The organism is Paraburkholderia sp. J41 (assembly GCF_905220235.1).
In the GTDB taxonomy this organism is placed as follows: Bacteria; Pseudomonadota; Gammaproteobacteria; order Burkholderiales; family Burkholderiaceae; genus Paraburkholderia.
In genome coordinates this window covers 21,420-46,017 of the sequence record NZ_CAJMZE010000043.1, presented here as the reverse complement: position 1 = coordinate 46,017, position 24,598 = coordinate 21,420, and the positions used below count along the sequence as shown (strand labels likewise).

Annotated in this window: 15 protein-coding genes; 6 read left to right on the top strand and 9 right to left on the bottom strand. The window is 68.1% G+C overall.

All coding sequences use genetic code 11. From position 1 onward, the window contains the following. A partial coding sequence (locus tag U5805_RS28340) for a hypothetical protein (protein WP_322106827.1) occupies positions 1 to 206 on the top strand: 206 nt, incomplete at its 5' end. Between the two features lie 56 nt (positions 207 to 262). Continuing rightward, on the top strand, positions 263 to 865 hold the full coding sequence (locus U5805_RS28335; protein ID WP_322106826.1) for a DapH/DapD/GlmU-related protein: 603 nt from the start codon (positions 263 to 265) through the stop codon (positions 863 to 865). Positions 866 to 920: 55 nt separating this feature from the next. Here U5805_RS28335 and U5805_RS28330 read toward each other — a convergent pair whose 3' ends face one another. From U5805_RS28330 to U5805_RS28320, 3 genes are all read right to left on the bottom strand, one after another. Continuing rightward, on the bottom strand, positions 921 to 2,159 hold the full coding sequence (locus U5805_RS28330) for a polysaccharide biosynthesis/export family protein (protein ID WP_322106825.1): 1,239 nt from the start codon (positions 2,157 to 2,159) through the stop codon (positions 921 to 923). Between the two features lie 380 nt (positions 2,160 to 2,539). Then, positions 2,540 to 3,754 (bottom strand): glycosyltransferase, encoded by a 1,215-nt coding sequence (locus U5805_RS28325; RefSeq protein WP_322106824.1) that lies wholly within the window; start codon positions 3,752 to 3,754, stop codon positions 2,540 to 2,542. 18 nt (positions 3,755 to 3,772) lie between these two features. Beyond that, positions 3,773 to 5,275, bottom strand: coding sequence for a hypothetical protein (locus tag U5805_RS28320; RefSeq protein WP_322106823.1), 1,503 nt, complete (start codon positions 5,273 to 5,275; stop codon positions 3,773 to 3,775). A gap of 313 nt (positions 5,276 to 5,588) precedes the next feature. Between U5805_RS28320 and U5805_RS28315 the strand changes: the two genes are divergently transcribed. Next, entirely contained in the window at positions 5,589 to 6,800 is a 1,212-nt protein-coding gene (locus U5805_RS28315) for an acyltransferase (protein WP_322106822.1), read from the top strand. A 213-nt stretch (positions 6,801 to 7,013) separates the two neighbouring features. Here U5805_RS28315 and U5805_RS28310 read toward each other — a convergent pair whose 3' ends face one another. After that, positions 7,014 to 8,399 carry a glycosyltransferase gene (locus U5805_RS28310; RefSeq protein ID WP_322106821.1) on the bottom strand — a complete coding sequence of 462 codons (1,386 nt, stop codon included), beginning with the start codon at positions 8,397 to 8,399 and terminating at the stop codon, positions 7,014 to 7,016. Between the two features lie 272 nt (positions 8,400 to 8,671). Between U5805_RS28310 and U5805_RS28305 the strand changes: the two genes are divergently transcribed. After that, a complete protein-coding gene (locus tag U5805_RS28305; protein ID WP_322106820.1) occupies positions 8,672 to 9,949 on the top strand; it encodes an oligosaccharide flippase family protein in 1,278 nt (425 codons plus the stop codon). A 154-nt stretch (positions 9,950 to 10,103) separates the two neighbouring features. On the opposite strand, the gene U5805_RS28300 is transcribed toward U5805_RS28305, so the two are convergent. After that, positions 10,104 to 11,300 carry a glycosyltransferase gene (locus U5805_RS28300; protein WP_322106819.1) on the bottom strand — a complete coding sequence of 399 codons (1,197 nt, stop codon included), beginning with the start codon at positions 11,298 to 11,300 and terminating at the stop codon, positions 10,104 to 10,106. Between the two features lie 412 nt (positions 11,301 to 11,712). Here U5805_RS28300 and U5805_RS28295 point away from each other — a divergent pair, with 412 nt between their 5' ends. Then, complete coding sequence (locus tag U5805_RS28295; protein ID WP_322106818.1) at positions 11,713 to 12,645, top strand: glycosyltransferase family 2 protein; 933 nt, start codon at positions 11,713 to 11,715, stop codon at positions 12,643 to 12,645. A 40-nt stretch (positions 12,646 to 12,685) separates the two neighbouring features. Here U5805_RS28295 and aroG read toward each other — a convergent pair whose 3' ends face one another. The 4 genes from aroG to U5805_RS28275 form a co-directional block, all read right to left on the bottom strand. After that, the gene (gene aroG, locus U5805_RS28290; RefSeq protein WP_322106817.1) at positions 12,686 to 13,759 is read right to left on the bottom strand and encodes a 3-deoxy-7-phosphoheptulonate synthase AroG; all 1,074 of its coding nucleotides are present in this window, start codon (positions 13,757 to 13,759) and stop codon (positions 12,686 to 12,688) included. A 514-nt stretch (positions 13,760 to 14,273) separates the two neighbouring features. Further along, entirely contained in the window at positions 14,274 to 15,740 is a 1,467-nt protein-coding gene (gene tldD, locus U5805_RS28285) for a metalloprotease TldD (RefSeq protein ID WP_322106816.1), read from the bottom strand. A 95-nt stretch (positions 15,741 to 15,835) separates the two neighbouring features. Further along, positions 15,836 to 16,708, bottom strand: a complete 873-nt coding sequence (locus U5805_RS28280; protein ID WP_322106815.1) for a carbon-nitrogen hydrolase family protein — start codon at positions 16,706 to 16,708, stop codon at positions 15,836 to 15,838. 134 nt (positions 16,709 to 16,842) lie between these two features. After that, on the bottom strand, positions 16,843 to 21,516 hold the full coding sequence (locus tag U5805_RS28275; RefSeq protein ID WP_322106814.1) for a YhdP family protein: 4,674 nt from the start codon (positions 21,514 to 21,516) through the stop codon (positions 16,843 to 16,845). 212 nt (positions 21,517 to 21,728) lie between these two features. Between U5805_RS28275 and glnE the strand changes: the two genes are divergently transcribed. Next, positions 21,729 to 24,536, top strand: coding sequence for a bifunctional [glutamate--ammonia ligase]-adenylyl-L-tyrosine phosphorylase/[glutamate--ammonia-ligase] adenylyltransferase (gene glnE, locus U5805_RS28270; RefSeq protein WP_322106813.1), 2,808 nt, complete (start codon positions 21,729 to 21,731; stop codon positions 24,534 to 24,536). Positions 24,537 to 24,598: the final 62 nt, after the last annotated feature.

Sequence of the window (24,598 nt, the reverse complement as noted above, 5' to 3'; positions counted from 1 at the left end):
GCCCGAAGCGCAGCAGCCTGAAACGCAGCAGCCTGAAACGCAGCAGCCTGAAACGCGGCAACCTGAAACGCAGCAACTCAAAGTGCAGCAGCCCGGAGCACAGCAGCCTCAAGCGCAGCAGCCGGAAACGCGGCGACCCAAAACGCCGCAGCCCAAAGCACAGCAACCCAAAGCACAGCAACTTAAACCCAAAGCGCCGCGATTAAAAGCACAGAGACGCCAGGCGCAAGAACCCAAAACGCCAGAGCCGGAAACGCGGGAAATGCAGCAAGCGCCGGAAACGCAGCAAGCGCAGCACCAACGCGTGATCGACCTGAGCCTCGCGGGCAAGGGCAATTACGTCGCGCGTCGCGGCAAGCTCGTGCAGGCGGCGTGGTATGTCGTCGAGACCTGTGTGATGGACAATCGCCTGCTGCCGTTTTCGGGCTTGCGCGCGGGCTTGCTGCGCCTCTTCGGCGCGAAGGTCGGCCGCGGCTGCCGCCTCGTGCATCCGATGCGCGTGAAGGCGCCGTGGAATCTCGAACTCGGCGAGAACTGCTGGATCGGCGTGGACGTGTGGATCTACAACCAGGCGCCCATTCGCATCGGCGCCAACGTGTGTCTTTCGCAAGGCGCGTTCTTGAGCGCCGGCTCGCACGACATGCGCACGAACATGGACCTGCGCGTGGCGCCCATCGTCATCGAGGACGGCGCGTGGGTGTCGTCCAAATGCGTCGTGCAGATGGGCGTGACCATCGGGCGCTCGGCCGTGGTCACGCCGCTTTCCGTCGTGCATCGCTCGCTCGCCGCGGGCGGCGTGTACGGCGGCAACCCGTGCCGCTTCATCCGCTGGCGCTTCGAGGAAAAGGACGGCCCGCAATCGTAACGATGCGGGCCGTTCGCCGCTTCAGCTTCGATACCGCCCGGTATCACGCCCGGTATCAGTATCCTGCGCCGACATAACGTCCTGCCGAAGCGGCCTGCGTGCTCGGCAGAATCAGGTTCACCACGCGGCTCCATTTCACGAGCGAGGAAGCGTCGACGAACACCACGTCGCTCGGCTTCAGCTCGAACTGGTCGGCGGTGGCCATCGCCTCGGGCGTGGAGGCGTCGAGGTGGAACACCGTGCGCTGGCCTTCCTTCTGGCCGCGCACGACGTAGACCTGCGAAGCGTCGCCCGATCCCTGGCTGATGCCGCCCGCGTTGCCGAGCGCCTCGTTGAGCGTGAGGCGGCCGTTGTCGAGCGGCAGGCTGCCGGGCCGGCCCACTTCGCCGAGCACGTACACCTTGGTGTCGTTCGACGAATACACGCGCACGAGATCGCCGTTTTGCAGAATGATGTTGTCGGGGTTCACGCCCTTGCGGATCATGTCGGGGATATTCACCATGATCGTCTGCTTGCCGCGCGTGATGCTCACGCGCGAGCGGTCGCTCGATCCCGTGAAGCCGCCCGCGCGGTTGATCGCCTCGGGCAGCGACATCGTCATGTCGTTGAGCACCATGAGGCCGGGCGTGCGCACTTCGCCGTCCACGTACACGCGGCGGCTGCGGTACGCCTCGATGCGCAGCGTGACCTGCGGATTTTGCAGGTAGTACGAAAGTTTCTTCGCGACGAGGTTGCGCGCTTCGAGTTCGGTGAGCCCGGCCACGTGAATCGGCCCGACGTAGGCCACCTGGATCGTGCCCGACGAGTCGACGGTATAGCCCGACACCACCTGGTTCGTGCTTTGGTCGTTCTGGTTGTTGCCGTTGCTGGCCGAGGTGGTCGGCAGGTTCATTTCCGGGTGATCCCACACGACGATGCTGAGCACGTCGCCGGGGCCGAGCGTATAGGGTTTCGGCGTGCCGAACAGTTTTTCGACGCCCATCGGAACCGTGGTGCTGCGCGCGGCCGCTTCCTTCGCGACCAGCGCGCTGTTGATCTCGACCAGCGCGTTGGGCGGCGGCGCGTCGTTGTTGCCCGAGGTGCGCGCGGCGTCGGTGGCGGCCTTGGCCTGCGTGACGCTGCTGGGCGCCGTCATGCCCGGCGACATGCCGCAGCCGGAAAGCGCCGCGAGCGACGTGGCGAGCACGGCGGTGGCGGCCAGCGTTGTTATGGTTTTGATGGCCGCCGCGAAGTCACGACGCGGACGACGCGAGCGAACCTGCGCGCCCGACCTGGTTTCTATGTGGTTCAACATGGCTTTGTCCCTCAAGTTTCTGGATACGCTCGCCCCCGTCAGCGGGCCGGTTCGCTAATTGGCGACCCGATCCGCCGCTTGTCGCCGCGCCGCCCGGCCGTGCCGCCTGCCGCGCGCGCGCCGCTTTATCCGACTGCTCGCTCTTGCTGCCTTGCTGCTGCTTTTACTGCTGCTGCCGCTGCTTGCTTCGTTGCTGCTGCTTGCTTTGTTGCGCTACCGCTGCTTGCTTCGTTGCCGCTGCCGCTGCCGCTGCCGCTGCCGCTACCGCTGCCTGCTTCGCTACCGCTGCCTGCTTCATTGCGGCTACCGCTGCCTGCTTCATTGCCTCGACCGCTGCCTGCTTCGCTGCGGCTACCGCTGTCGTTGCCGCGTTCGACCGTTCACGGCAAGTCCGCCGTTTCCACGCGCAGCGCCTGCGCCGCGTGCGAGCGCGCCGTCGCGTTCGAAGGATGTTCGTGGAGGAGCGCGAGCAGCGAGCGCACCATGCCGTTCATCGCGAAACGCGTCTCGAAGGTGCGCTTCGCCTGCGCGCGCATCGCGTCGCGCGTGCGTTCGTCGAGATTGCGCCACGCGGCGAGCAGCCCCTGCGTGCCCGCGATGGTGTCGGGCGCGACGAAGCCCGCGCCGTCCGACTCGATCTCGCGCCACACGTTGACCTTGTCCGAAACCAGCACCGGCACGCCGCACGCGAGCGCCTCCGCCACCGAAACGCCGAAGTTCTCCTGATGCGAGGGCAGCACGAACACCTCGCTCGCGAAGAACGCGCCCCACTTGAGATTGCCCTGCAACATGCCCGGCCAGCTGATGCGATGCGCGATGCCGTGTGTTTGCGCGATCGCGTGCAGCGCGGGCTGCCAGTTGGCCTTGTCCGGGCCGGCCATCACGAGATGCGCGTCGGGCACCTCGCGCGCATGTTCGGCGAACGCATGCACGAGCATGTCGCAGCCCTTCTTCGGATGCAGCCGGCCGAGAAATAGCACGATGCGCTTGCCTTGCAGATGCGGGTGCGCGCCAAGGAACGCCTCGCGCAGCGTGGCCGCGTCCTGATCGGGCGGATTGGTGCCGAACGGCACCACGCGTTCGTTCGCGCGATAAAGCCAGAACGAGTCGCGCGCGAGCAGGCGCTCCTCCTCGGTCGTGAAGATCACCGAGGTAGCGTCGCGCAGCACGCGATATTCGGCCCAGGGCCAGTACGCCCACTTCTTCAGATGCTTCATCGGATACGTCGCGCGGAACCACGGGTCGAGCATGCCGTGCGCGTAGACGTAGTACGGCAGGCGCGAATGGCGCAGCGCGCGCCACGCGCCGAAACCGTGGTATTGCCAGAGGCCGTGTACGAACGCCGCGTTGAAGCGCGTGGCGTTCTCGCGCAGCCACGGCACGTAGCTCGGGCAATAGCCGTAATGGCCGCGCGCGGGACCGAGCGCATGCAGCGGCAACGGAAAATCGCGCACATAGGGCGCGTCGATCGGATCGAGCGAAGCCACTTCGACCCGATGGCCGAGCGCCGTCATCGCGAGGCCGCTTTGGCGCACGCCTTCGATCGGACCGCCGGAACGCGGATCGACGGTGGACACGAGATGCAGGATTTTCATCGGGGCTCCGGGAAGCGCTTACGAGTTGAGCGGCGCGGCGGGCGCCGGCGGGCGGAAGTTCGGCTCGACGCGCGGGTGCGGCCGTGAAGCGGGGTGGAAGCCGTGCTGGAAACGGGACTCGAAACCGGGTTCGAAGCCGGGTTGGAAGCCAGGCGGGATGCCCGGCTCGAAGCCGGGCTGCGCGTGGCCATGCCGGAAGCCGGACTGGAAGCCGGGCTGAAAGCGCGGGCGCGCGCGCCGCACGTCGAGCCGGTAATGCAGTTGCGAATAGAGCGCAACCAGCAGCCCGAGCGCCACGCCATAGACAAGACCCGAGAAGCGCGGCCCGAGCGGATTGCCGCCGATCGAAGCCGCAGGCAGCGCCGCGAGCAGCAGGATCGACATCGAAAGCGGCATCAGCAGCGGCTCGCGCGGCGCGATGCGGTGCCAGCGCCGGAAGCCGAAGCTCGCCACCACGATCGCCACGATCACGGCGGCCGGCATGAGCGCGCCGAACAGCAGGCCCTCCGCGTAGAACTGATAGACCCAGAAGTTGTGGCCCGCGACCCAGTCGCTCGTGTCGAAGTAATCGGATTTGCTGAAGGTCTCGCGCACGTACTGGAAGTAGATGGGCGAATAACGATAGACGTGGCCGTAGCCCTTGCCGAACAGGAGCGACTCGACGGACGACGTCACCTGGTCGTACTGGTCGCGCATTTCGGCGATGCGCGTGATGGTGGTCGGGTCGCGGTCGGACTCGGAGTTTTGCGCGGCGGTCACGCGCTGCGTCCAGTGCTCGGTGATCGACGGGAAGAAGTACGCCGTGGCCGCGCCGAGCGCCGCGACGAGCAGCAGCGCCGCGACGGTGCGCATCACCGAGCGCAGCAGATGGCGGAACGTGGGCGCGGCGAGCCACGCGGCGAACAGCGCGAGCAGCACGGTGGCGAGCAGCAGGCTGCGCGTCACGCTGAGCAGCTCGACCACGAGCGAGCCGAGGAACACGAGCACCATCGCCGTATTGAAGCGGCGCGCCACGATGAACTGATGCAGGATGATCGCTTGCAGACCGAGCATGGTCGGCGAGACGATGCGAAAGCGGATGTCGGAAAGCGGACCGCCCACGGCGAGCAGGCCGAACACGAACGTGAACACGAGGCCGCACACGTTGGCGTAGTAGAGCGCGCGCTGCATCTGCGCGAGGCGGTGCGGATGCCACGGCCGGCACATGGCCGCGTAGCCGAGCCCGAACAGCAGGAACGGCAGCAGCACGCGCAGATAATTGCCGACGGGATTGTGCTGCAACAATTGCGCGATCACGCTGCCGGCCAGGCTCAGCGCGAGCGCGCGCGTGACGAAGGTGCGCAGCCGCGAGGCGCGCGTGAAGCGCGGCCCGATCAGCGTGAGGACGATCGCGCCGGCCAGCGCCGGGAACACGGCCACCCATTGCGCGCCGTGACCGAACTGGGCGTCGGGCGCCTTGTAGTCGAAGGCGAGCGGGACGAGGCACATCCAGATCCAGAGCCCGACATGTTTGTTTCGCATCGGCGTTTTCTCCCGGTGCGCAGCACGAAAGGGAATGCGCACACGGCAACGCGCCGCGTGCGAGGTTTCCCCAATATAAAACGCCGCGGACGGCCAGCCACACGCGTGGCGCGAAGCGACAGAATTGTGGCGGGCGCGCAAATTTTGCGATCGGGCACTGTGAGCGTTCTGCAAACTTTTCCGCACGCTGTCCGATCGCGCCAAGAAGTTGGCGCACGATGCCAGGCGCGCATGCGCATGATGAGGTGGGCCGCTGCGCGAGCTTTCCGGCGGCCTTCAACGTCTTTTCGCCGATGCCGGAGAGGAACGCATCATGAATCTATTGCGCGGCGTGCCGACACCGGCCGTGCCTGGACCGGCCGTACCTAAACCGGCCGTACCCAAACCCGCGCGCGGGCGGCTGGTGGAACTCGACTTCGTGCGCGGCCTCGCGATCCTCGCGGTGATGGGCTTTCATTTCCATACCGTGCATACGGGCTATGCGCTCGTCGAGCTGATCGAGTATCCGCTGAAAAGCTTCGGCACCGAAGGCGTGAACCTGTTCTTCACGCTGAGCGGCTTTCTCGTCGGCGGCCTGCTGCTGCGCCAGTATGCGCATACCGGCCGCATCGCCGCGCGCCGCTTCATCGTGCGGCGCATCTTCAAGATCTGGCCGGCGTATTACGCGCTGATCCTGTTTCACGTGCTCGTGGGGCGGCACCCGCGCGATACGTTCGTCTGGCAGAACCTCACGCATCTGCAAAATTACTTCGGCACTTCGATCGCGCAAACGTGGAGTCTCGCCGTCGAAGAACACTTCTATCTGTTTCTGCCCGCGCTTCTGATCGTGCTTGCGCACTGGCGGCTGCGCGCGAATGCGCTGATCGGCGTGATGGCGGTGCTGTGCGCGGTAGTGCTGGGCGCGCGCTGCGCCGTGGTGGCGTCGGGCGATCTGAACGCCGCGTTCAATTACACGCAGTACCGCATCGACAGTTTGCTGTTCGGCGTGATGCTGGCCGCGATCTACTGGATGAAGCCCGAGATGTGGCGCGTGCTCGCCGTGCGCAAGGCGTGGCTGTGGAGCGCGGTCGGGCTGCTGATCGCGTGGCTCGCGCTCGCGACGCGGCACGTCGCGCTCGACGAAAGCATCGGCTACACGATTCAGGCGCTCGGCTTTTGCGCGCTGATCGTGCTCGTGCTCGAACATTCGGGCGGCATCAGCGGTTCCTGGTGGTATCGCGCGGTGGCGTGGCTGGGCGTGTACTCGTACGGCATCTACCTGTGGCATTCGCTCGCGCTCGCGCCCGGCGAATTCCTGATCCGCAAGCTCGCGGCGTGGCAGGTGCCGGCGCTCGCCGCGTGGCCCGCCGTGCTGTTCGCGCAGTTCTTCATCGCCATTCTGCTGGGTTGGATCACCACGCGCGCGATCGAGTTTCCGTTCCTGCGCCTGCGCGACGCGCTCTTTCCCGACCGCCGCGAAGCGCCCGCGCCGGTCACGGTGGAAACGCCCGCGCCCGTCGAAGGGAAGATGGGCGGCGTGGCGTGACGTGCCGGAAGGTTTGCCTGCGTTGTGTGCCTGGGCGTGTGGCTGAGCGTGTGGCTGGATGCATGCCTGGCCGCGTGCCTGAGTGTGTGCCTGGGCGTGTGGCTGAGCGTGTGGCTGGGCGTGTGGCTGGACGCGTGCTTGGACGCGTGGCTGAGCGTGTGGCTGGATGCGTGCCTGGCCGCGCGCATGGCCGCGTACACGGCCGCGCGGCGTTCAGGCCAGCGCGGCTTGCAGCGTGCGCTTGAACTGATCGAGCGTGTTGAGCGCGAGCAATTTCGCGGCGCCGGACGGCTGCGCGGCAGGCTGTGGCGCGTTTCCCGCGCTCACATCGCTCACGTCGCTTACATCGTTCGCTTCGTTGCCCTCGCGCGCGCCGCTCGCCCAGCGCGCGGCGAGCGCGTCGAGCCCGCGGGCGATGGAAGCGGGTTCGAGATCGTCGAGCCGCGGGCCGAGCGAGCCGTCGCGGCAGAACCAGCCGATCAGGCCGTCGGCGCTCGCGAGCACCGGCTTGTTGAAGCGATACGCCTGCACGAGCACGCCGCTCATGCCGTAATGCCTGACATAGCCGAGCCAGACGGCATCGCACGCGGAAAACAGATCGCGCTCCATCGCGTCGGGCACGAACTGCTCGAAGATCACGGGCGCGGGCGAGATTTGCGGCGCGTGTTCGGCGATGAACGCGCGGGTTTCGTCGTCCTCGTGCTGACCGGCGATGACGAGGCGCGGCGGCGCGCTTTGCGTGCCGCCCTGAATCAGCGCGCGCATCAATTCGCGCACGCCCTTGCGCTGGCCGATCGCGCCGTACACGAGCAGATAACGCTGGCGCGGGTCGGGATCGAGACCGAGCCGCGCGCGCGCTTCCTGCTGATCGGCGGCGCTCGTTTCGGGAAACGGATCGGCCACGTAGTCGAGCGGCGCGGCGCGCGCGGGTTTCGTCGCGGCGAACCATTCGGGCAGCGTCGGATCAATGGTGAAAAGCTTGCGCAACCCGCGCACGCGCATGCCGCGCCTGAACAGCAGCGCCTTCGCGACATCGACGAACGGACGGCGCGGCGTGTTCAAGCCCGCGCCCGCATGATGGAACGTCATGCCCATGACGATCGCGATCCACGGCGTGTCGCCGAACGGCGTGCCGAGCGGCGCGAGCGTGTAGAAAAAGTAATCGGCATAAGGCGCGACGACGAGCCGCACGGGCAGCGTGCGGCGCACCTGCGCGAGCGCGCGGGCGTAGAAGTCGCGAAAGCGCATGTAGATGCTGGCCGCGAACAGCGGCCCGCGCGGCACCGTATGCAGGTCGAGCAGCACGAGGCGCAGATCGGGCCGCGCTTGCTGCGCGATGCGCTGCGCGAGCGGGTGCGACGCGTTGCCGGTATCCGTGACGACCAGGCAGCGATGGCCCGCTTCCACGCACGCCTGCGCGATCCAGTCGACGTAACGCCAGCGGTGGCCCGTGAAGTTCGGCTCGATGATCGCGATCCAGCCGTCGTCCGGGCGCGCGGGCGGGCCGCCCGCGCCCGGCGTGTCGTGAAGCGCGCCGTCGAGCGCGCCGGCGGCGTTGGGGTCGGCACGGCGGTAGGTGGCGATCGGCGCGGTTTCCATGCAGGCAGCCCGAGGAATGACGTTCCGAGCACATTAGCAGCGCCAAACCGCAGACACGCGCCAAATTGCGGCGCCCGATGGCCGAATTTGCCTGGCGCGCGCGAACGGCTTCGCAAGGCGCGCGCGGGGCAGGGCGGGCATTTCGCGGGCGTCCGAATCCGCCTGGCAGATGGCGCGTGAGCGCAGGCGCGGCGCGGTAAGGTCTGCGGGGCGTGCCCGGGAATGGTTCACGGGCTTCATTGCGGGTCGGCGGTTTTCAGAGGAGAGATCATTTGCGCGCGATGCGGCTTCCGGCGTGGCCGGTGAAGGCGGGCTTCGGTCCCGGCGCGGCGACGTGGGTGCTGTTGCAGCAGGTCGTCGTGCGCGGTCTCGTGGCCGTGAAGTTCCTGGTGATCGGGCGCATTCTCGGTCCGTCGGCGATCGGTCTCGCGAGCGTCGCGCTGCTGGCCGTCGCCATTGCCGAAGCGCTCTCCGACACGGGGCTCGCGCAAGCGGTGATTCAAGGCTCGGTGCCGCCCACGCGCGACCAGGCGGGCGCCGTCTGGACCACGCTCGCCACGCGCGGCCTGCTGATCGCGCTGCTGCTCGTGGCTTGCGCGCCGCTGATGGACGCGCAGTTTCATCTGGGCGGCGCGCTCGCGCTCGTGCAGATCGCGGCGCTGCTGCCGCTGTTGCGCGGTCTCGCTTCGCCCGCGTATTTCATCGCGCAGCGCGAGCGGCATTTCCAGCACATCGCGGCGCTCGAAATCTCGGCGGGCTGTGTCGATTGCGTGATCGGCGTCGGTCTCGCGCTGGCGGGCATGGGACCGTATTCGCTGCTGATCGGCATGATGATCGGCGAGGCATTCAAGAGCGTGCTTACGTGGACGACGCTCGCGCCGCGCCCGCCCATCCGGCTGCGCTGGTCGGGCATCGGTCATTACGTGGGCTTCAGCCGCTGGATCTGGGCGAGCAGCGTCATCATCCTGATCACCAATCAGTTCGACAAGGTGGTGGTCGGCAAGCTGCTCGGGCCCGCGCAACTGGGCGCGTGGCAGATGTCGTCGAAACTCGCGCAGATGCTGCTCGCCGACGCCGCGCTCGCCATGTCGCAATACCTCTTTCCGACCTTCGCCGCGCATCATCGCGGCGGCGCGCACGCGGCCGCGCGGCTCTTTCGCGTGTATCTGGGCGTCGCGGCGCTGGGTCTGGCCGCGGTCGTGATCGTGCTGCGCTTTGCCGCCGAGCCGCTCTTTTCGATCGTGCTGGGCGCCGCGTGGCTGCCGGCCGTGCCGCTCTTTCGCATCTTCGTCATCAACATGGCGATCAGCGCGTTGAATTCCGTGCTCGCTTCGTATTTGCGCGCGGTGGGCGACGCGCGCTCGGTCACGGTCGCTTCGCTGATCCAGGTGGCGGCGCTGATCGCAAGCGTGCCGCCCGCGACGCACTTCTATGGCGTGACGGGCATTGCCTGGTCGATGACGTTCGGGCTCGCCTCGGGCGCGGCGTGGATGCTCTGGCGCGTGTCGCGGCACGGCGCGGCGCACGCGCTGACCGCGCGGCGCCCCTAGCGCTCGCACGCGATCACCGCGCGCGAGAGGACCGCACGATCGCGCCGCATCAACGCACAATCGCGCCCGACGTATGACGCGCGACGCCCGACGCGCGACGCCCGACGCCCGACGCCCGACGCCCGACGCCCGACGCACGACGCACGACGCACGATCACGCACGCAGCGCGGCTTCGACGATTTGCGCGAGCTGGTGGCCGAGCGTGGGGGAGTTGAGCCGGCGATACACCTCGTGCGCGGCGGCGGCCGTGGCGCGCATGGCTTGCGGCGGCATCGCCCAGACTACGCGCAGCGTTGCGGCGAGCGCGGCCGCGCCGCCTTCGCGCGCGAAGGTGAAGCCCGTGCTGCCGTCCTCGACATAGCCCGGCTCGGGGCCCATGTGCTGCGGCAAGCGGTCGTGTACGACGGGCGGCAAGCTCAGCGCGAACATATGCACGACGCTCAAGCCCGCGGAGCCGGGGTAGCAGCCCACGCGGCAACGCGCGCCGATCGCGGCGATCTCGTCGTCGTCGAATACGGCGCCGTAGAAGATCACGTCGCCGCGTCCGCCGTATACGCGTTTCAGGCGCGCGCCGTGTTCGCCGTCGCCGATCACGTGCAGCACGATGTCGCTGCCTTCGCCGCGCAGCAGGTCGATGGCGTCGATCAGGCGCTCGATCTGCGCCTCCTCGCGCAAGCGGCCGATGAACAGCACGCCGTTCTCGCCGCCGGTTTTCGTCGCGGGATCGACGGCGCAGGTCACGGTGAGCGAATTGTTCGCGACCACGAGCTTCGCGGCCGGGCAACCGACGGCTTCGAGCGAGCGCCGCGACGCCTCCGTGTAGCAGACGTAGCGCACCGCGAGCGCGACCGCCATGCGATAGCCGAGCGTGCGCGCCCATCCCGCGCGATCGTGCCGGTACAGCCCCTGGCCGTGGATCAGCACCGGCACGCGCATCACGCGGCCGGCCGCGAGCGCGAGCCACAACGAAAGATAGCGAACGTCGGCGAAGATCAGCACGGCGTCGGGGCGCTCGCGCAGCATGTGGCGCAGCACATGGCTTTGCATCGAAAGACGCTGCGAGGCGAGGCTGGCGATGCGCGTTTCGACGAACGCGTCGCAGTGCGGGCGCTCGCGCGAGAAGCCGCTCGCTTCCACGCCCTGCGAGCACGCGAACACTTTCACATTGAAGAGGCGGCACAGCGACTCGACGACTTCCATGCGATAGCGCGCGATCAGCGGCTGCACGTAGAACACGAGCGGGCGCTTGCCGCGCACGTCGCTCGCCGGCTCGCTCGCGGCGGGATTGGCATGAGGGAGGGCGTGCGCACCGGAAAGCGTCGTGCGCGAAGCGATGATCTCGTTTTCCACGGTGGGGCTCCACGGGAGATGCGGTCAAAGCGGGACGAAGCCGTAACGAAGCGTTGTGGCGACGGTCGTGTTTGCACCTTCTCTCGTAGCAGTTGTAGGCGACGCGAAAAGAAAGCGTTAGCCGTTTTTGTCTATCGACATGCGTGCGCGCACGTTGCCGCGCTATGGCGCATGCGCCGTTCATAAAAGCGCTGCAAACAAGCACTCGAATGCGACTCGTGCAGGGTTCGCAAACACGTATCGAGGCGTTGAAAGCGCTTCGCGGCGCGGTCGAAAAATGCGTTGCCAAGCGAAGCGATCGGCCGTTGCCTAGATCGTTTCGGACAACTTGACGCGCGCCGCGCATGACGCGCGAGGCGTGCATGCTAACCTCGTTTCACTCGTAGTCTCGCCTCGCGACGCGGAGAAACCGATGACCTCATTCGCCACCGATACGCTCCCGCCACGCGCCGCCGCTTCGGCAGCGGCGCGCCTGCGCGTTGCCGTCGTGATCGCGACGAAGGGCCGTCCCGCCGCGACGGCGTGGGCCGTGCGCCTGCTCGCGCGCCAGACGCAGCGCCCCGATCAGGTGCTGCTTTCCGCGACCTGCAAGGCCGATCTCGGCCCGTACGACGCCGAAGGTCTGCGCGTCGACGAATTGTTCGGCAGCGCGGGTTCCAGCATCCAGCGCAATCGCGCGCTCGACGCGCTCGCGCCCGGCATCGACGTGGTGATTTTTCTCGACGACGACTTCGCGCCCGAGCGTCACTGGGTGGCGCAATGCGCCGAACTCTTCGCAAGCCAGCCGACGCTCGTGGGCGTGTCGGGCCGCACCTTGCGCGACGGCGCGACGGGTCAGCCGGTGGCGTGGGAAGAGGCGCTCGCGCTCGTGGACGGCGCGCGCGACGAAGCGCTGCAACGGCCGCCGCTGCGTCCGTGCGTCGAACTCTACGGCTGCAACATGGCGTGCCGCGCGCGCGAGATCGCGGGCTTGCGCTTCGACGAACGGCTCGTGCTCTACGGCTGGCTCGAGGACAAGGATTTTTCGCGCCGGCTTGCGCGCAGCGGCGGCCTCGCGTATTGCGACTGGCTGCTCGGCGTGCATCTGGGCATTCAGGGCGGGCGCGTGTCGGGCCGCAAGTTCGGCTACTCGCAGGTCGTCAACGCGATGTATCTGTGCCGCAAGGGCGTGATGTCGAAGAAGGAGGCGGCGAGCAACATCGTGCGCGCCATCGGCATGAACTGCGTGAAGTCGGTGCGCCCGGAAGCGCACCTCGACCGGCGCGGGCGATTGATCGGCAACGTGATCGGCATTGCCGAGATGTGCATGGGCTCGGTGAAGCCCGAGCGCGCCGCGCGCTTGTGAAGCGCTCCCCTTCGCTCGCGCGCGGCGCGCGTTTTAGCGCTTAATTGCCGCTGCCGCGCGCGATGCGGCGCTGCTTGACGCTTTCGGCGAGACCTTCGAGCACGTTCACGCTTTCGTCCCAGCCGATGCAGGCGTCGGTGATGCTCTGGCCGTAGGTCAGCTCGCAGCCTTCCTTCAGATCCTGGCGGCCCGCCACGAGGTGCGATTCCACCATCACGCCGACGATGCGCTCGTCGCCCGCCGCCACCTGACGGCCGATGTCGGCGCACACGGGAATCTGGTTCTCGTGCTGCTTCGAGCTGTTCGCATGGCTCGCGTCGATCATCAGGCGCGCGGCGAGCCCCGCCTTGCCGATGTCGCTGCATGCCGCGTTCACGCTTTCGGCGTCGTAGTTCGGCGTCTTGCCGCCGCGCAGGATGACGTGGCAGTCCTCATTACCGGCCGTCGAAACGATGGCCGAGTGGCCGCCCTTCGTGACCGAAAGGAAATGGTGCGGCTGCGAGGCGGCCTTGATCGCATCCACGGCGATCTTCACGTTGCCGTCGGTGCCGTTCTTGAAGCCGACCGGGCACGACAGCCCCGAAGCCAGCTCGCGGTGTACCTGCGATTCGGTGGTGCGCGCCCCGATGGCGCCCCACGAGATCAGGTCGGCGATGTACTGCGGGCTGATCATGTCGAGATATTCGGTGCCGGCGGGCAGGCCCAGTTCGTTGATCGACACGAGCAGTTCGCGCGCGGTGCGCAGGCCGTCGTTGATCTTGAAGCTGTTGTCCATGTACGGGTCGTTGATGAGACCTTTCCAGCCCACCGTGGTGCGCGGCTTTTCGAAGTACACGCGCATCACGATCTCGAGTTCGTTCCTGAAGCGCTTGCGTTGCTCGACGAGGCGCTTCGCGTAGTCGATGGCGGCCTTGGTGTCGTGAATCGAGCACGGCCCGACGATCACGATCAGGCGGTCGTCCATGCCGTGCAGGATGCGATGCATTGCGCGGCGCGATTCGAAGATCAGCGTGGACGCGGCTTCCGAGCACGGGAATTCGCGGATCAGGTGAGCGGGCGGCGTGAGTTCCTTGAGTTCGCGAATGCGGACATCGTCGGTGTTGTGCGGGGGCATGGTTGTTCTCCTGATGCGGTGCGTAGCGTGCGTTCGGTGTTGCGTTGGCTTGCGTAGCGATAAAACGTTGGGCGAAAAAAAAACCGCCAGGCTGGGCTGGCGGTTTTTCGTGTATTCGGGTTCCTGCGCGTACTATCAACCCTCTCGATCCGCCAGCGGTCTGAGATACCAAAAAAAGTAAAAATAAAACTTGGCGGCGAACATGACGGGTGCGTTTGAGCGTGCGTACGTCGAAAAGGGTGACTGCCTTTATAACCCGGCCTTCTCGTGGCTGGCAAGCGAGTTAAGGCGGATTATCGCGACAAAGCGGGAAATCCGCGAAAATTTCCTTTTTCATGCGTGAAGTTCGCAAATGGATGCGGGAAAGCCGCATCCCTGCGCATTCGCCGCAATCCGGCGGCGGAACGGAGCACGCCAGCGCGGCCGCCGAAAGAAAACCGGCCGTGTCGCCCAGGCGGCGAATCACGGCCGGTTAGCTCCGGCAGCGGTGGTTCAAGCGTCCCGCAAGCGTGCCTTAAACCGTTCCGCCCACCGTCATGCGGTCGATGCGCAGCGTCGGCTGGCCCACGCCCACGGGCACGCTCTGGCCTTCCTTGCCGCACACGCCCACGCCCGAATCGAGCTTCATGTCGTTGCCGATCATGCTCACGTACTTGAGCGATTCCGGGCCGCTGCCGATGAGCGTCGCGCCCTTCACGGGGTAGGTGATCTTGCCGTTCTCGATCATGTACGCCTCGGACGCCGAGAACACGAACTTGCCGTTCGTGATGTCGACCTGGCCGCCACCGAAGTTCACGGCGTAAAGCCCGTTCTTCACCGAGCCGATGATCTCCTGCGGGTCCTTATCGCCGTTGAGCATGTACGTGTTGGTCATGCGCGGCATGGGCAGCGCGGCATACGACTCGCGGCGCGCGTTGCCCGTCACCGGCATCTTCATGAGGCGCGCGTTGAGCGAATCCTGAATGTAGCCCTTGAGAATGCCGTCCTCGATCAGCGTGGTGCATTGCGTGGGGTTGCCTTCGTCGTCGATGTTGAGCGAGCCGCGGCGGTTGGGCAGCGTGCCGTCGTCCACGACGGTGACGCCTCTCGCCGCCACCTGTTCGCCGATCCGGCCCGCGAACGCCGACGAGCCCTTGCGGTTGAAGTCGCCTTCCAGACCGTGGCCGATGGCTTCGTGCAGCAGCACGCCGGGCCAGCCCGAGCCGAGCACGACGGTCATCGCGCCGGCGGGCGCGGGGCGCGCTTCGAGATTCACGAGCGCGGCGTGTACGGCGTCGTCCACATACTTGCCGAGCACGTCGTCGCTGAAATACGCGTAGTCGAAGCGTCCGCCGCCGCCGCCGTTGCCGATCTCGCGGCGGCCGTTCTGCTCGGCGATCACCGTGACGGAAACGCGCACGAGCGGGCGGATGTCGGCGGCGAGCGCGCCGTCGCTGCGCGCGACGAGCACCACGTCGTATTCGCCCGCGAGCGCGGCCATCACCTGCGTGATGCGCGGGTCGCGCCCGCGCGCCATCTGCTCGATGCGCTCCAGCAGCTTCACCTTTTCCGTGGCGTCGAGCGACGAAAGCGGATCGGACGGCAGATACAGATCGCGGCCCGTCACGCCCGTGAGCGACTTCGCGACCTGGATCTTCTGCTTGCCGCCGCCGGCCTTCGCGATCGAGCGCGTGGCGATGGCGGCCTGGCGGATCGCTTCGGGCGAGAGGTCGTCGGAGTACGCGAACGCGGTGCGCTCGCCCGAGACGGCGCGCACGCCCACGCCCTGGTCGATGCTGAAACTGCCCGACTTGACGATGCCTTCCTCGAGGCTCCACGCCTCGCTGCGCGTGGTCTGGAAGTAGAGGTCGGCGTAATCGACGCGATGCGTGAAGATTTCGCCGAGCGTGCGCGTGAGCACGGCCTCGTCGAGGCCGTAGGGCGTGAGGAGCAGGTCCTTCGCGGTCGCCAGATTGCGGATGCCGGGTTCGATGATGTTCATGCGCTTGGGGTGAAATCTAACGATGAGTCTGTGAAGGGAGATTCGGGCGCTTCACTGCGAAATCAAGGCCCGCAACCGTGGGTTCGATGGAGCGATCAGGCGCGCCCGAGCACGCGATGCCGCCACGCGGGCAGGCTCGTGCGCACGCTCGCGACGCGCGCGAGGTCGATGTCGCCGGCCACCACGCCCGCCGCTTCGTCGCGCATGGCGACGATCTCGCCCCATGGGTCGATCAGCATGCTGTGGCCCCAGGTGCGGCGGCCGTTTTCGTGCTTGCCGCCTTGCGCGGCCGCGAGCACGTAGCACTGGTTCTCGATCGCGCGGGCGCGCAGCAGGATTTCCCAGTGCGCCTCGCCCGTGGTGTAGGTGAACGCGGACGGCACGACCATCAGCGCGCAGTCGCCCATGCGGCGATACAGCTCGGGAAAGCGCAGATCGTAGCAGACCGAGAGGCCGACGCGGCCGAACGGCGCTTCGAAGGTCCGCACGGCTTCGCCGGGACGGATCGTGCGCGCCTCGTCGAACGACTCCGCGCCTTTCTCGAAGTTGAAGAGATGAATCTTGTCGTAGCGCGCGCGCTCCATGCCGCTCGGGTCGAACACGAGCGTGGTGTTGAGCACGCGGCCTTCTTCCGGCGCTTGCAGGGGCAGCGTGCCGCCGATGATCCACACGCCGTGGCGCTTCGCGGCATCGGCGAGAAAGCGCTGGATGGGGCCGTCGCCGTAAGGTTCGCGGATCGCCAGCTTGTCGGTGTCCTTGTGGCCCATGAAGCAGAAATATTCGGGCAGCAACACGAGCCGCGCGCCCGCGGCGGCGGCTTCGGCGATCAGGCGTTCGGCATCGGCGAGATTGCGCTCGCGGTCGGGCGCGCTGACCATTTGCAGCGCGGCGACGCGAAAGGGCGATTCGGGCGTTGCCGGCGTTTCGTGCGATTCGTGCGTTTCGTGCGATTCGGGAGTGGCGCTCATCGGCGGTTATCGAAGGCTCTCAAGGCTGGAGTGGTCGCAGGCGCGGAGCTTGTCCCCATCGGCACCTGTTTCGTGCCTGGGCGACGCTTGCCGGAACGCACGAAGCACTTACGGCGAAACCGCGCGGCGAGCACTCACTGCGCGACGGCCGGCACCTGCGCGTCCATCTTACCCTGATCGCCGTGGAGCCGCTCGACGTGCGGTTTGGACCACGAGCCGGTGATCGCGTAGGTCATCGCGAACGCCGATTCGACCGTGTGCGAGAGCGCGAAGTCGGCCACCAGCGCGCCCAGGCCGAGCAGCGGATTGATGACGGCCGCCGCGATCACGCCCGCGCCCGCGCTCACCGTGGGCACCACGTGAACGCGCAAATCCTGGGTCTGATGCGCGACGTCGATGCGGCCCGCCATGGTCGCGCGCGCGGGCGCGGTGACGAGCCTGAAGTCGTTGGTCTGGCCGATGCCGTTCTGGATTTGCGCCGTGCCCGTCACGCTCGTGAACGGCAAGCCCTGGCCGATCACGTCGCGGAAATCCATCTGCGCGTAGCGCGCGAGGCTTTGCAGGCTCAGCACGCCAAGCAGCTTGGCCACGCCCGGATCGACCTTGAGAATCTGGCCGTGCCGCAAGTCGAGCGCGAGGTTGCCGTCGAGCGTCGGATAGTCGATGCGCGTGGGGCCGCCGCGCCACGCGAGCCGCCCCGAGAGCGAGCCCGCGCCGCCCTTGAGCGTATGCGCGAGGCCCGCGCGTTCGAGCAGCGCGCCGGCGTCCTTGATGTCGAGATGGAAGTCGAGCGCGGTGCGGCGCGGCGTTTGCATGCCCGCGGCGGCGGAATCCTCGGTCACGGCCGTGTCGCCGATGGCGCGCCAGTTTTCCGTGGCCGTGAGATGCGCGGCCGGATTGCTGATGTCGAGCGTGTCGAGCTGCCAGACCGGCACGCCGTTTTCGTCGAAGTTGTGCGCGTTGACCTGGAGGCGGCCGAGATCGCGGTCGCGCACGATCAACTGGTTCACGACCAGGTCGATGGCGGGCATGTTCTGCGCGGGCTGCGAAATGGCCTGGCCGAGCAGGTCGTTTTCGGTGGCGGCGGGCACCACGAGGCGCGCGAGCCGCGCCTGGAGCGTGCCCGGCGCGCCGGGCGCCGCGCCCGGTTTCCACGAGACGTGGCCCGACACCTGGTTCGAGGCGACGTTGGCCTGCCATTCGTTGCCGCGCTCGCCGCTGCGCGAGGCGCCCACGACGACGTTTTCCCAGTGCCGCTTGAGCAACGTGAGCATGCCGACGTGGACCGCGAAGCGCGAAGGCAGGTATTGCGCGAAGGCGCTCGCCGTGAGCGGCGCGGTGGCTGCGGCGGGTGCGGCGCCGGCTGTGCTCGCGGCGTCGGCTCCGTGGGTTCCATCGGTTCCGCTCGTTCCTTCGGGCGCGGCAGTGCTTTGCGCCGATGCTAGGGCTGGCGTCGTGGTGTGCCGCGCTGCGTTTGCCGGCGGCATCGCATTCGTCTCCGCGCTCGCGGGGACGTTCGTTGACGGATTCGCCGCGTTTTCCACCGCTGGATTCGTCGCCTTTTCCACCGCCGGATTTGCCGCCTGTTTCGCCGCGGTTTCCGTCGCCGATTTCGCCGCCTGTTTCGTCGCTTGTTTCGCCGCTTGTTTCGCCGCGGTTTCCGTCGCCTGTTTCGCCGCGGTTTCCGTCGCCTGTTTCGCCGCCTGATTCGCCACGGGATTCGCCGCCGCTTTTGCCGATGCCGTGCTGCTTCCCGCCGCCGCGCGCAATTGCAGCGCCACCGCGCGCCACGCGTCGGCGTCGAACGCGGGGAGGTCGACGGCCGCCGTCACGCCTTGCGAGGGCAGATCGGCGGGACGATTCATGCCGATCGCGCCGCGCACCACCTCGGGCACGTGGCCCGGATTGCGGCGCAGCACGTAGCGCGCGGCGAGCGGCCCGAGCGTGAGTTCGGCGTGTTGGTAGGCGGCCTCGCGCGCGGCGGCGTCGCCCGGCGTCGCGGCATTGGCGGGATCGCTGCCGAGGCCCGGCTGCAACTCGAAGCGCAGCGGCATCGGCGTGCCCGCCGCCTTGCCGAACGGCGCGGGCAGATCGAGCGCGAGACCGGTGAGGTCGGCGTTGGCGGCGACGTCGGGCAAATGGCCGCGCTGGCCCGCCACCGAAAGCGAGTAGGGCGCCGCGCCCGAAAGCCGGCCGAGCACCGCCGCCGCCGTGCCGCGCAGGTTGAGGCCGCGCGCCGCGTCCACGGCCACGTCGCCGGCCACGTTCACGGTGTAGCGGCCGTCCTCGCGCAAGCCGCCGCTCGCGCGCACGTCGCCGCCGAGAAAGCGCGCCGTCAATTTGTCGACGCTCGCACTGCGGTTCGTGAAGCGCACCTTGCCCGTGAGATTCGAAACCGGCGGCACGTTGTCGGCGGCGAGCGTGTCGTTCTCGAAGCCGATCGCGCCGCCCAGCTTCACCTTCGGCTGCGGCACGCGCGGGATCGTGAGCGTGAGCGCCAGCGTGACCGGGCCTTGCGCGCTCACCTTGCGCGTGGCGTGCTTCGCCATGATGCCGATCGAGCTGTTGTCGGCGTAATCGAGCAGATCGGCGAGCGGCCCGCGCCCCGCGCCGCTGATGACGATATCCGAGCCCTTGATGCCGAGTTCCTCGATGCGCCCGCTCACGTCGTGCAGCACGAAGTTGCGGTAGTGGCCGCGCGTCACGTCGAAGCGCAGCTTGTTTTCGTGCAGCCGGAACACGCCGTCGATGCCGTCGAACGCGGGCCAGACGTTGGGCGCGCCGTTGCGCATGCGTTTGGGCGGGAACGGCGAAGGGTCGAAGCGGCCGCCCGAAAACGGCGCGACGATGCGGAACTGGCCCGCGTCGGGCGCGCGCGAGTAGGGGAACTGGGCGAGATCGCCGTGAATCTCGATCGTCGCGCCCTTCGAAATGCCCGCCTGCAAGCCGTGGCCGAGATACACGCGGGTTTTTTCGGTGATGCTGGTGGGCAGGTAGCGCGGGATCGCCCTGACCCTGGCCTCGTCGAAACGCGCGACCAGGTCGAGCGCGCCGCGTCCGGCGCCGGGGTTCGTGTAGTGCGCGTTCATGCTCGCGCGCACGTCGGCGTTCTGCACGCCGAGCCTCGTCACGTCCACCGTGAACGCCTTGAGCTTGTGGCCCGGCTCGCGCTCGGCGGCCACGGTCCATTTCATCGCGCCGTCGAGGCGGTCGAACGTGAGGCGCGGATTGTCGAACACGCCGGGGATGGTGATGGCCGCGTTGGCCGTGTCGAGATCGAGCGTGCCGTGCGCTTCGTCGGCGTCGATATGCCCCCAGAGGTTCTCCACGCCGGGCAGCCCCGCGCGCGGGTGGCCGCGCGGCGTGAGGCCCGGCCCCGGTTCCTGCGCCGCCACGCTGATGCCTTGCAGATCGCCCTTGAAGCGATAGTGCGCGATCGGCTCCGTGCTGGTGGTGCCGCGCTGCTCGGCGGCGGCCTCGCCGTTGTCGGGCTTCGCGCGCTCCAGCCCGAGGTCGTAGTTCGCCACCAGCCCGCGCGGATTGAAGCGCACCAGCGCCGCCTGCACGCGCGGCGGCAGCGGCAGCGCGCGCATGAATTCGGCGAGGATACCGAGGTCGATGCGGTCGCCTTTCACCGACATCAACTGGCCGTGCTGCAACGTTTGCTGGCGAAAGCGCGCGTCGAGCGTCGTGAGCGCGAGCGAGCGCGTGAGCGGCGTGCCGTCGTCGAGCGGCGGCTGGCCGAGTTCGGCGTGAAAGTCGCGCAGCGAGAGCGCGTAGTCGCCGGGCTCGATGCCCACGCTCCAGTGGAAGCTCGCGACCGGCATGTCCAGCACCGGCTGCGTGGGCTTCACGCGCAGCGCGATGCTGGCGCCTTCGAGCGCGCCGCTCGCGGCCAGCAGGCGCCCTTGGGCAAAGTGCGCCCAGATTGCGTTGTCGATGCGGCCCGCGCGGGTTTCGATCGGCAGATTCACGTAACGCGCGAGCGTCGGCAGATCGACGGGGCCGGTCGAGAGATAGGCGTCGCCGCTCCAGCCGAGCGGCTTGCCCGCCTGCGAAAAGCGCGCGTGCGTGAAGTGCGCGCGGAAGTCGAGCGGGCCGTGCAGGACCGTGCCTTCGGCGGGCGCTTGGAGCGCCACGCGGTGGTCGTAACCGTTGTTGAGAATCGCGAAGCGGATGTGCGAGAGCGCGAGCTCGGGCGCGTCGTGGGTGGCGTCGTGCCAGCGCAGCGTGCCGCCGCGCAGCACGATGGCTTCCTGGCGCAGCAGCCAGGTGGAGAACGTGGCGTTGCCCGTGTGCGTGGTCGGCATCGGCACGCCCGCGACGGTGATCGTGCCGTCGTCCTCGCGCGCGATGCGCACGTCGGGTTCCTCGACGATCACGCTCGAGAGCAGCGGTTCGAGCAGCACGATCGAGCGCCACGACACCGAAGCCGTCGCGTGCGGCACGCTGAGGGCGACCTGGCCGTGGCGGTCGCGGATCGTCAGGTTGCTGACGTCGATGCCGGGCTGAAAGCCCGACCAATGCGGCGCGAGCTTGCCGATGCGAAAGTCGGCGTGGATCTTTCCGGAGACGAGTTTTTCGATGCGCGGGCGGAAGTCGTCCACGTGCGGAAGCACCACGTAGCGCAGCCCGAGCAGCAGCACCGCGACGACGAAGTAAAGGACGAGCGCGACGACGGCCAGCACGCGCAGCGTGTGGCGCAGAACCGGATGATGGTGATGCGGGGACGTCGCCTGCGCAGCCCGGCTGACATGACCGGCATGTTCGGAGTGCGGCGGGCCGGCGGGATCGTTTCGCTCGGACATGCTGCGGCGGGTGCGGTATGGTAGCGTTGCGTTCTAACCACGAAATGTATCACAGAGGGCCGCCGGGCCGGTCATTCGAGGCTGTCCGGAACGGGCCGGCGGCGGGCGTATTGCGGCTTTTTGTTGCGGCTTGCTGCTGCTTGCTGCGTCCTGCCCGCTTCAGGCGGGCGCGCTGTGATCGAGACACCGCCGTTGCGGCAAAGCAGGACTTCATGACCGACATTCCTCTTCTGAGTTCCAGCTACTCCCGTTACGCGGCTCGCGCCTACGCGGCGCGTCCCGGGCTGGCGGCGCAAGTCGAGGCGCTGGCGGCGGCGCCGCTCACGCGCGAGCGCATCGTCGCGCGGCTCGACGCCTTGAGCGACCTGATTCGTGCTCAAGCAAACGCCGCACCCGGCGCGCCGCTCACCGACGAGCAGTTGAAGAAGGCGCTGCGCCAGTTGCGCGCCGAAGTCATCTGCACGGTGATGGAGCGCGATCTCGGCGGCGTGGCCGACGTGGCCGAAGTCACGGGCAGCATGACCGATCTCGCCGAAGTCGCGATCCAGCGCGCCGTCGCCACCGTGAGCGCCGATCTCGAAGCGCTGTTCGGCGAGCCGCGCGGGCCGGACGGCGAGCGCCTGACGCTGGGCGTGGTCGGCATGGGCAAGCTGGGCGGGCGCGAACTCAACGTTTCGTCGGACATCGACCTGATCTTCGTGTACGAGGACGACGGCGAAACCACGGGCGGCCAGCGCCCGGCCATCGCCACCCAGGACTACTTCACGCGCATGGGCAAGCGGTTGATCGGCGCGCTCTCCGACGTGACGGCGGACGGCTTCGTGTTTCGCGTCGACATGCGGCTGCGGCCGAACGGCGACTCCGGGCCGCTCGTGTGCAGCCTCGGCATGCTCGAAGAATATTTCTACGTGCAGGGGCGCGAGTGGGAGCGCTATGCATGGATCAAGGGGCGGCTCGTTTCGGAGGAGGACAGCGAGAGCGCGCTGCGCCTCGCGCGCCAGCTCGACGCGCTCGTGAAGCCGTTCGTCTACCGGCGCTATCTGGATTTCGGCGTGATCAGCGCGATCCGCTCGCTGCATGTGCAGATTCGCCAGGAAGCGCAGCGCCGCGCCACCATGCGCCCCGACAAGGCCGACGACATCAAGCTCGGGCGCGGGGGTATCCGCGAGATCGAATTCAGCGCGCAGGTTTTTCAACTGATACGCGGCGGCCAGGACGCCGGCTTTCGCGTGCGCCCGACGCTCGCCGTGCTCGGCTACGCGAGCGCGCGCGGGCTGATCGCGCCGGAGATTTGCGCCGACCTCACGCGCGCCTACCATTTCCTGCGCACGCTCGAACACCGGCTGCAATATCGCGACGACGCGCAAACGCACGCCATGCCCGTGGACGACGCCGAACGCGCGGCGCTCGCCGCCGCGATGGACTTCGCCGACTATGCCGCGCTGAGGGCCGCGCTCGACGCGCACCGCGAAAAGGTCGAGCGGCAGTTCGCGCAAATCTTCTCCGACAAGGCCAACGGCGAGTCGGGCGCGCCGGGCGACGGCGCGGCTGCGTGGGTGTGGAGCGGCGCGCTCGCCGAAGAAGGCGCCGACGACGACCTGCTCGCGCGCCTCGCCGAACTCGGCATCGACGACCCGGCGCCGCTGCTCGCGCGCCTGCGCGGCTTGTGGCAGTCGGCGCGCTACACGGGCTTGCCGGAAAAGAGCCGCGAGCGCTTCGACACCGTGGCGCAGCGCGCGCTCGACGCGGCGCGCACGCTGGAGCCGCGCGAGCGGCGCGGCGATACGCTCGCGCGCCTCTTCGACCTGCTCGAAGCCGTGATCCGGCGCGGCGCGTATCTCGCGCTGCTCACCGAGTACCCCGACGCGCTCAGCCGCGTGCTCAAGGTGGTGGGCGCCTCGCGCTGGGCGGCCGGCTATCTGATCCGCCATCCGCAACTGCTCGACGAATTGCTCGACGACGAGGCCGTGTTCACGCCGTTCGACTGGCCGCAGTTTTCGCGTCTGCTGCGCGCGCGCCTCGCCGCCGCCGCCGACATGGAGCAGCAGATGGACTTGCTGCGCCACGCGCATCAGGCCGAAGTGTTTCGCATCCTGCTCAACGATCTCGCGGGCCGGCTTTCGGTCGAGCACGTGAGCGACCGGCTTTCCGAACTCGCGGACGCCGTGCTCGAGATCACCATCGAAACGGTCTGGCAGCAGTTCGCGCGGCGCCATCGCGAGGTGCCGCGCTTCGCGGCCATCGCGTACGGCAAGCTGGGCGGCAAGGAACTCGGCTACGCGTCGGATCTCGACATCATCTTTCTCTACGAGGACGACGACGAGCGCGCCTCGGAAATCTACGCGGCCTTCGCGCGCCGCCTCATCACCTGGCTCACGACGGCCACGGGCGCGGGCACGCTGTTCGACATCGACTTGCGCTTGCGGCCGAACGGCGAGTCGGGCCTGCTCGTCACCGATCTCGACGCGTTCCGGCGCTACCAGCTACGCGAAGGCGACGCGGCCAACACGGCGTGGGTCTGGGAGCATCAGGCGCTCACGCGCGCGCGCTTTTCGGCGGGCGACGCGGATATCGGCCGGGCGTTTGAGGCGATTCGCGTGCAGGTGCTCACCACGCCGCGCGACGCCGCGCCGCTTGCGAAGGAAATCGTGGAAATGCGCCAGCGCGTGGAGGACGGCCACCCGAACCGCACGGCGCTGTTCGATCTCAAGCACGACCGCGGCGGCATGGTCGACATCGAGTTTCTGGTGCAGTACTGGGTGCTGCTGCACGCGGCGCAAGATCCCGAGCTGATCCGCAACACGGGCAATATCGCGCTGCTGCGCGAGGTGTCGCGCTTCGGGCTGATGGGCGCGGACGAGGCCGAGACGATCGGCTCGGCGTACCGGCTGTATCGCAAGCTTCAGCATCAACTGCGGCTCGACGGCATGGAGACGGCGCGCGTGGACCCGGCGCGCGTGGAAGGCGAGCGCGCGGCGGTGCTGGCGCTGTGGAAGCGGGTGTTCGGCGAGCGCGGCTGAGACGCTGCGGCTTGGTGTGCGCGCCGCCGTTCGGGGATTTCGTCGACGGCGCGTGCCGCGCG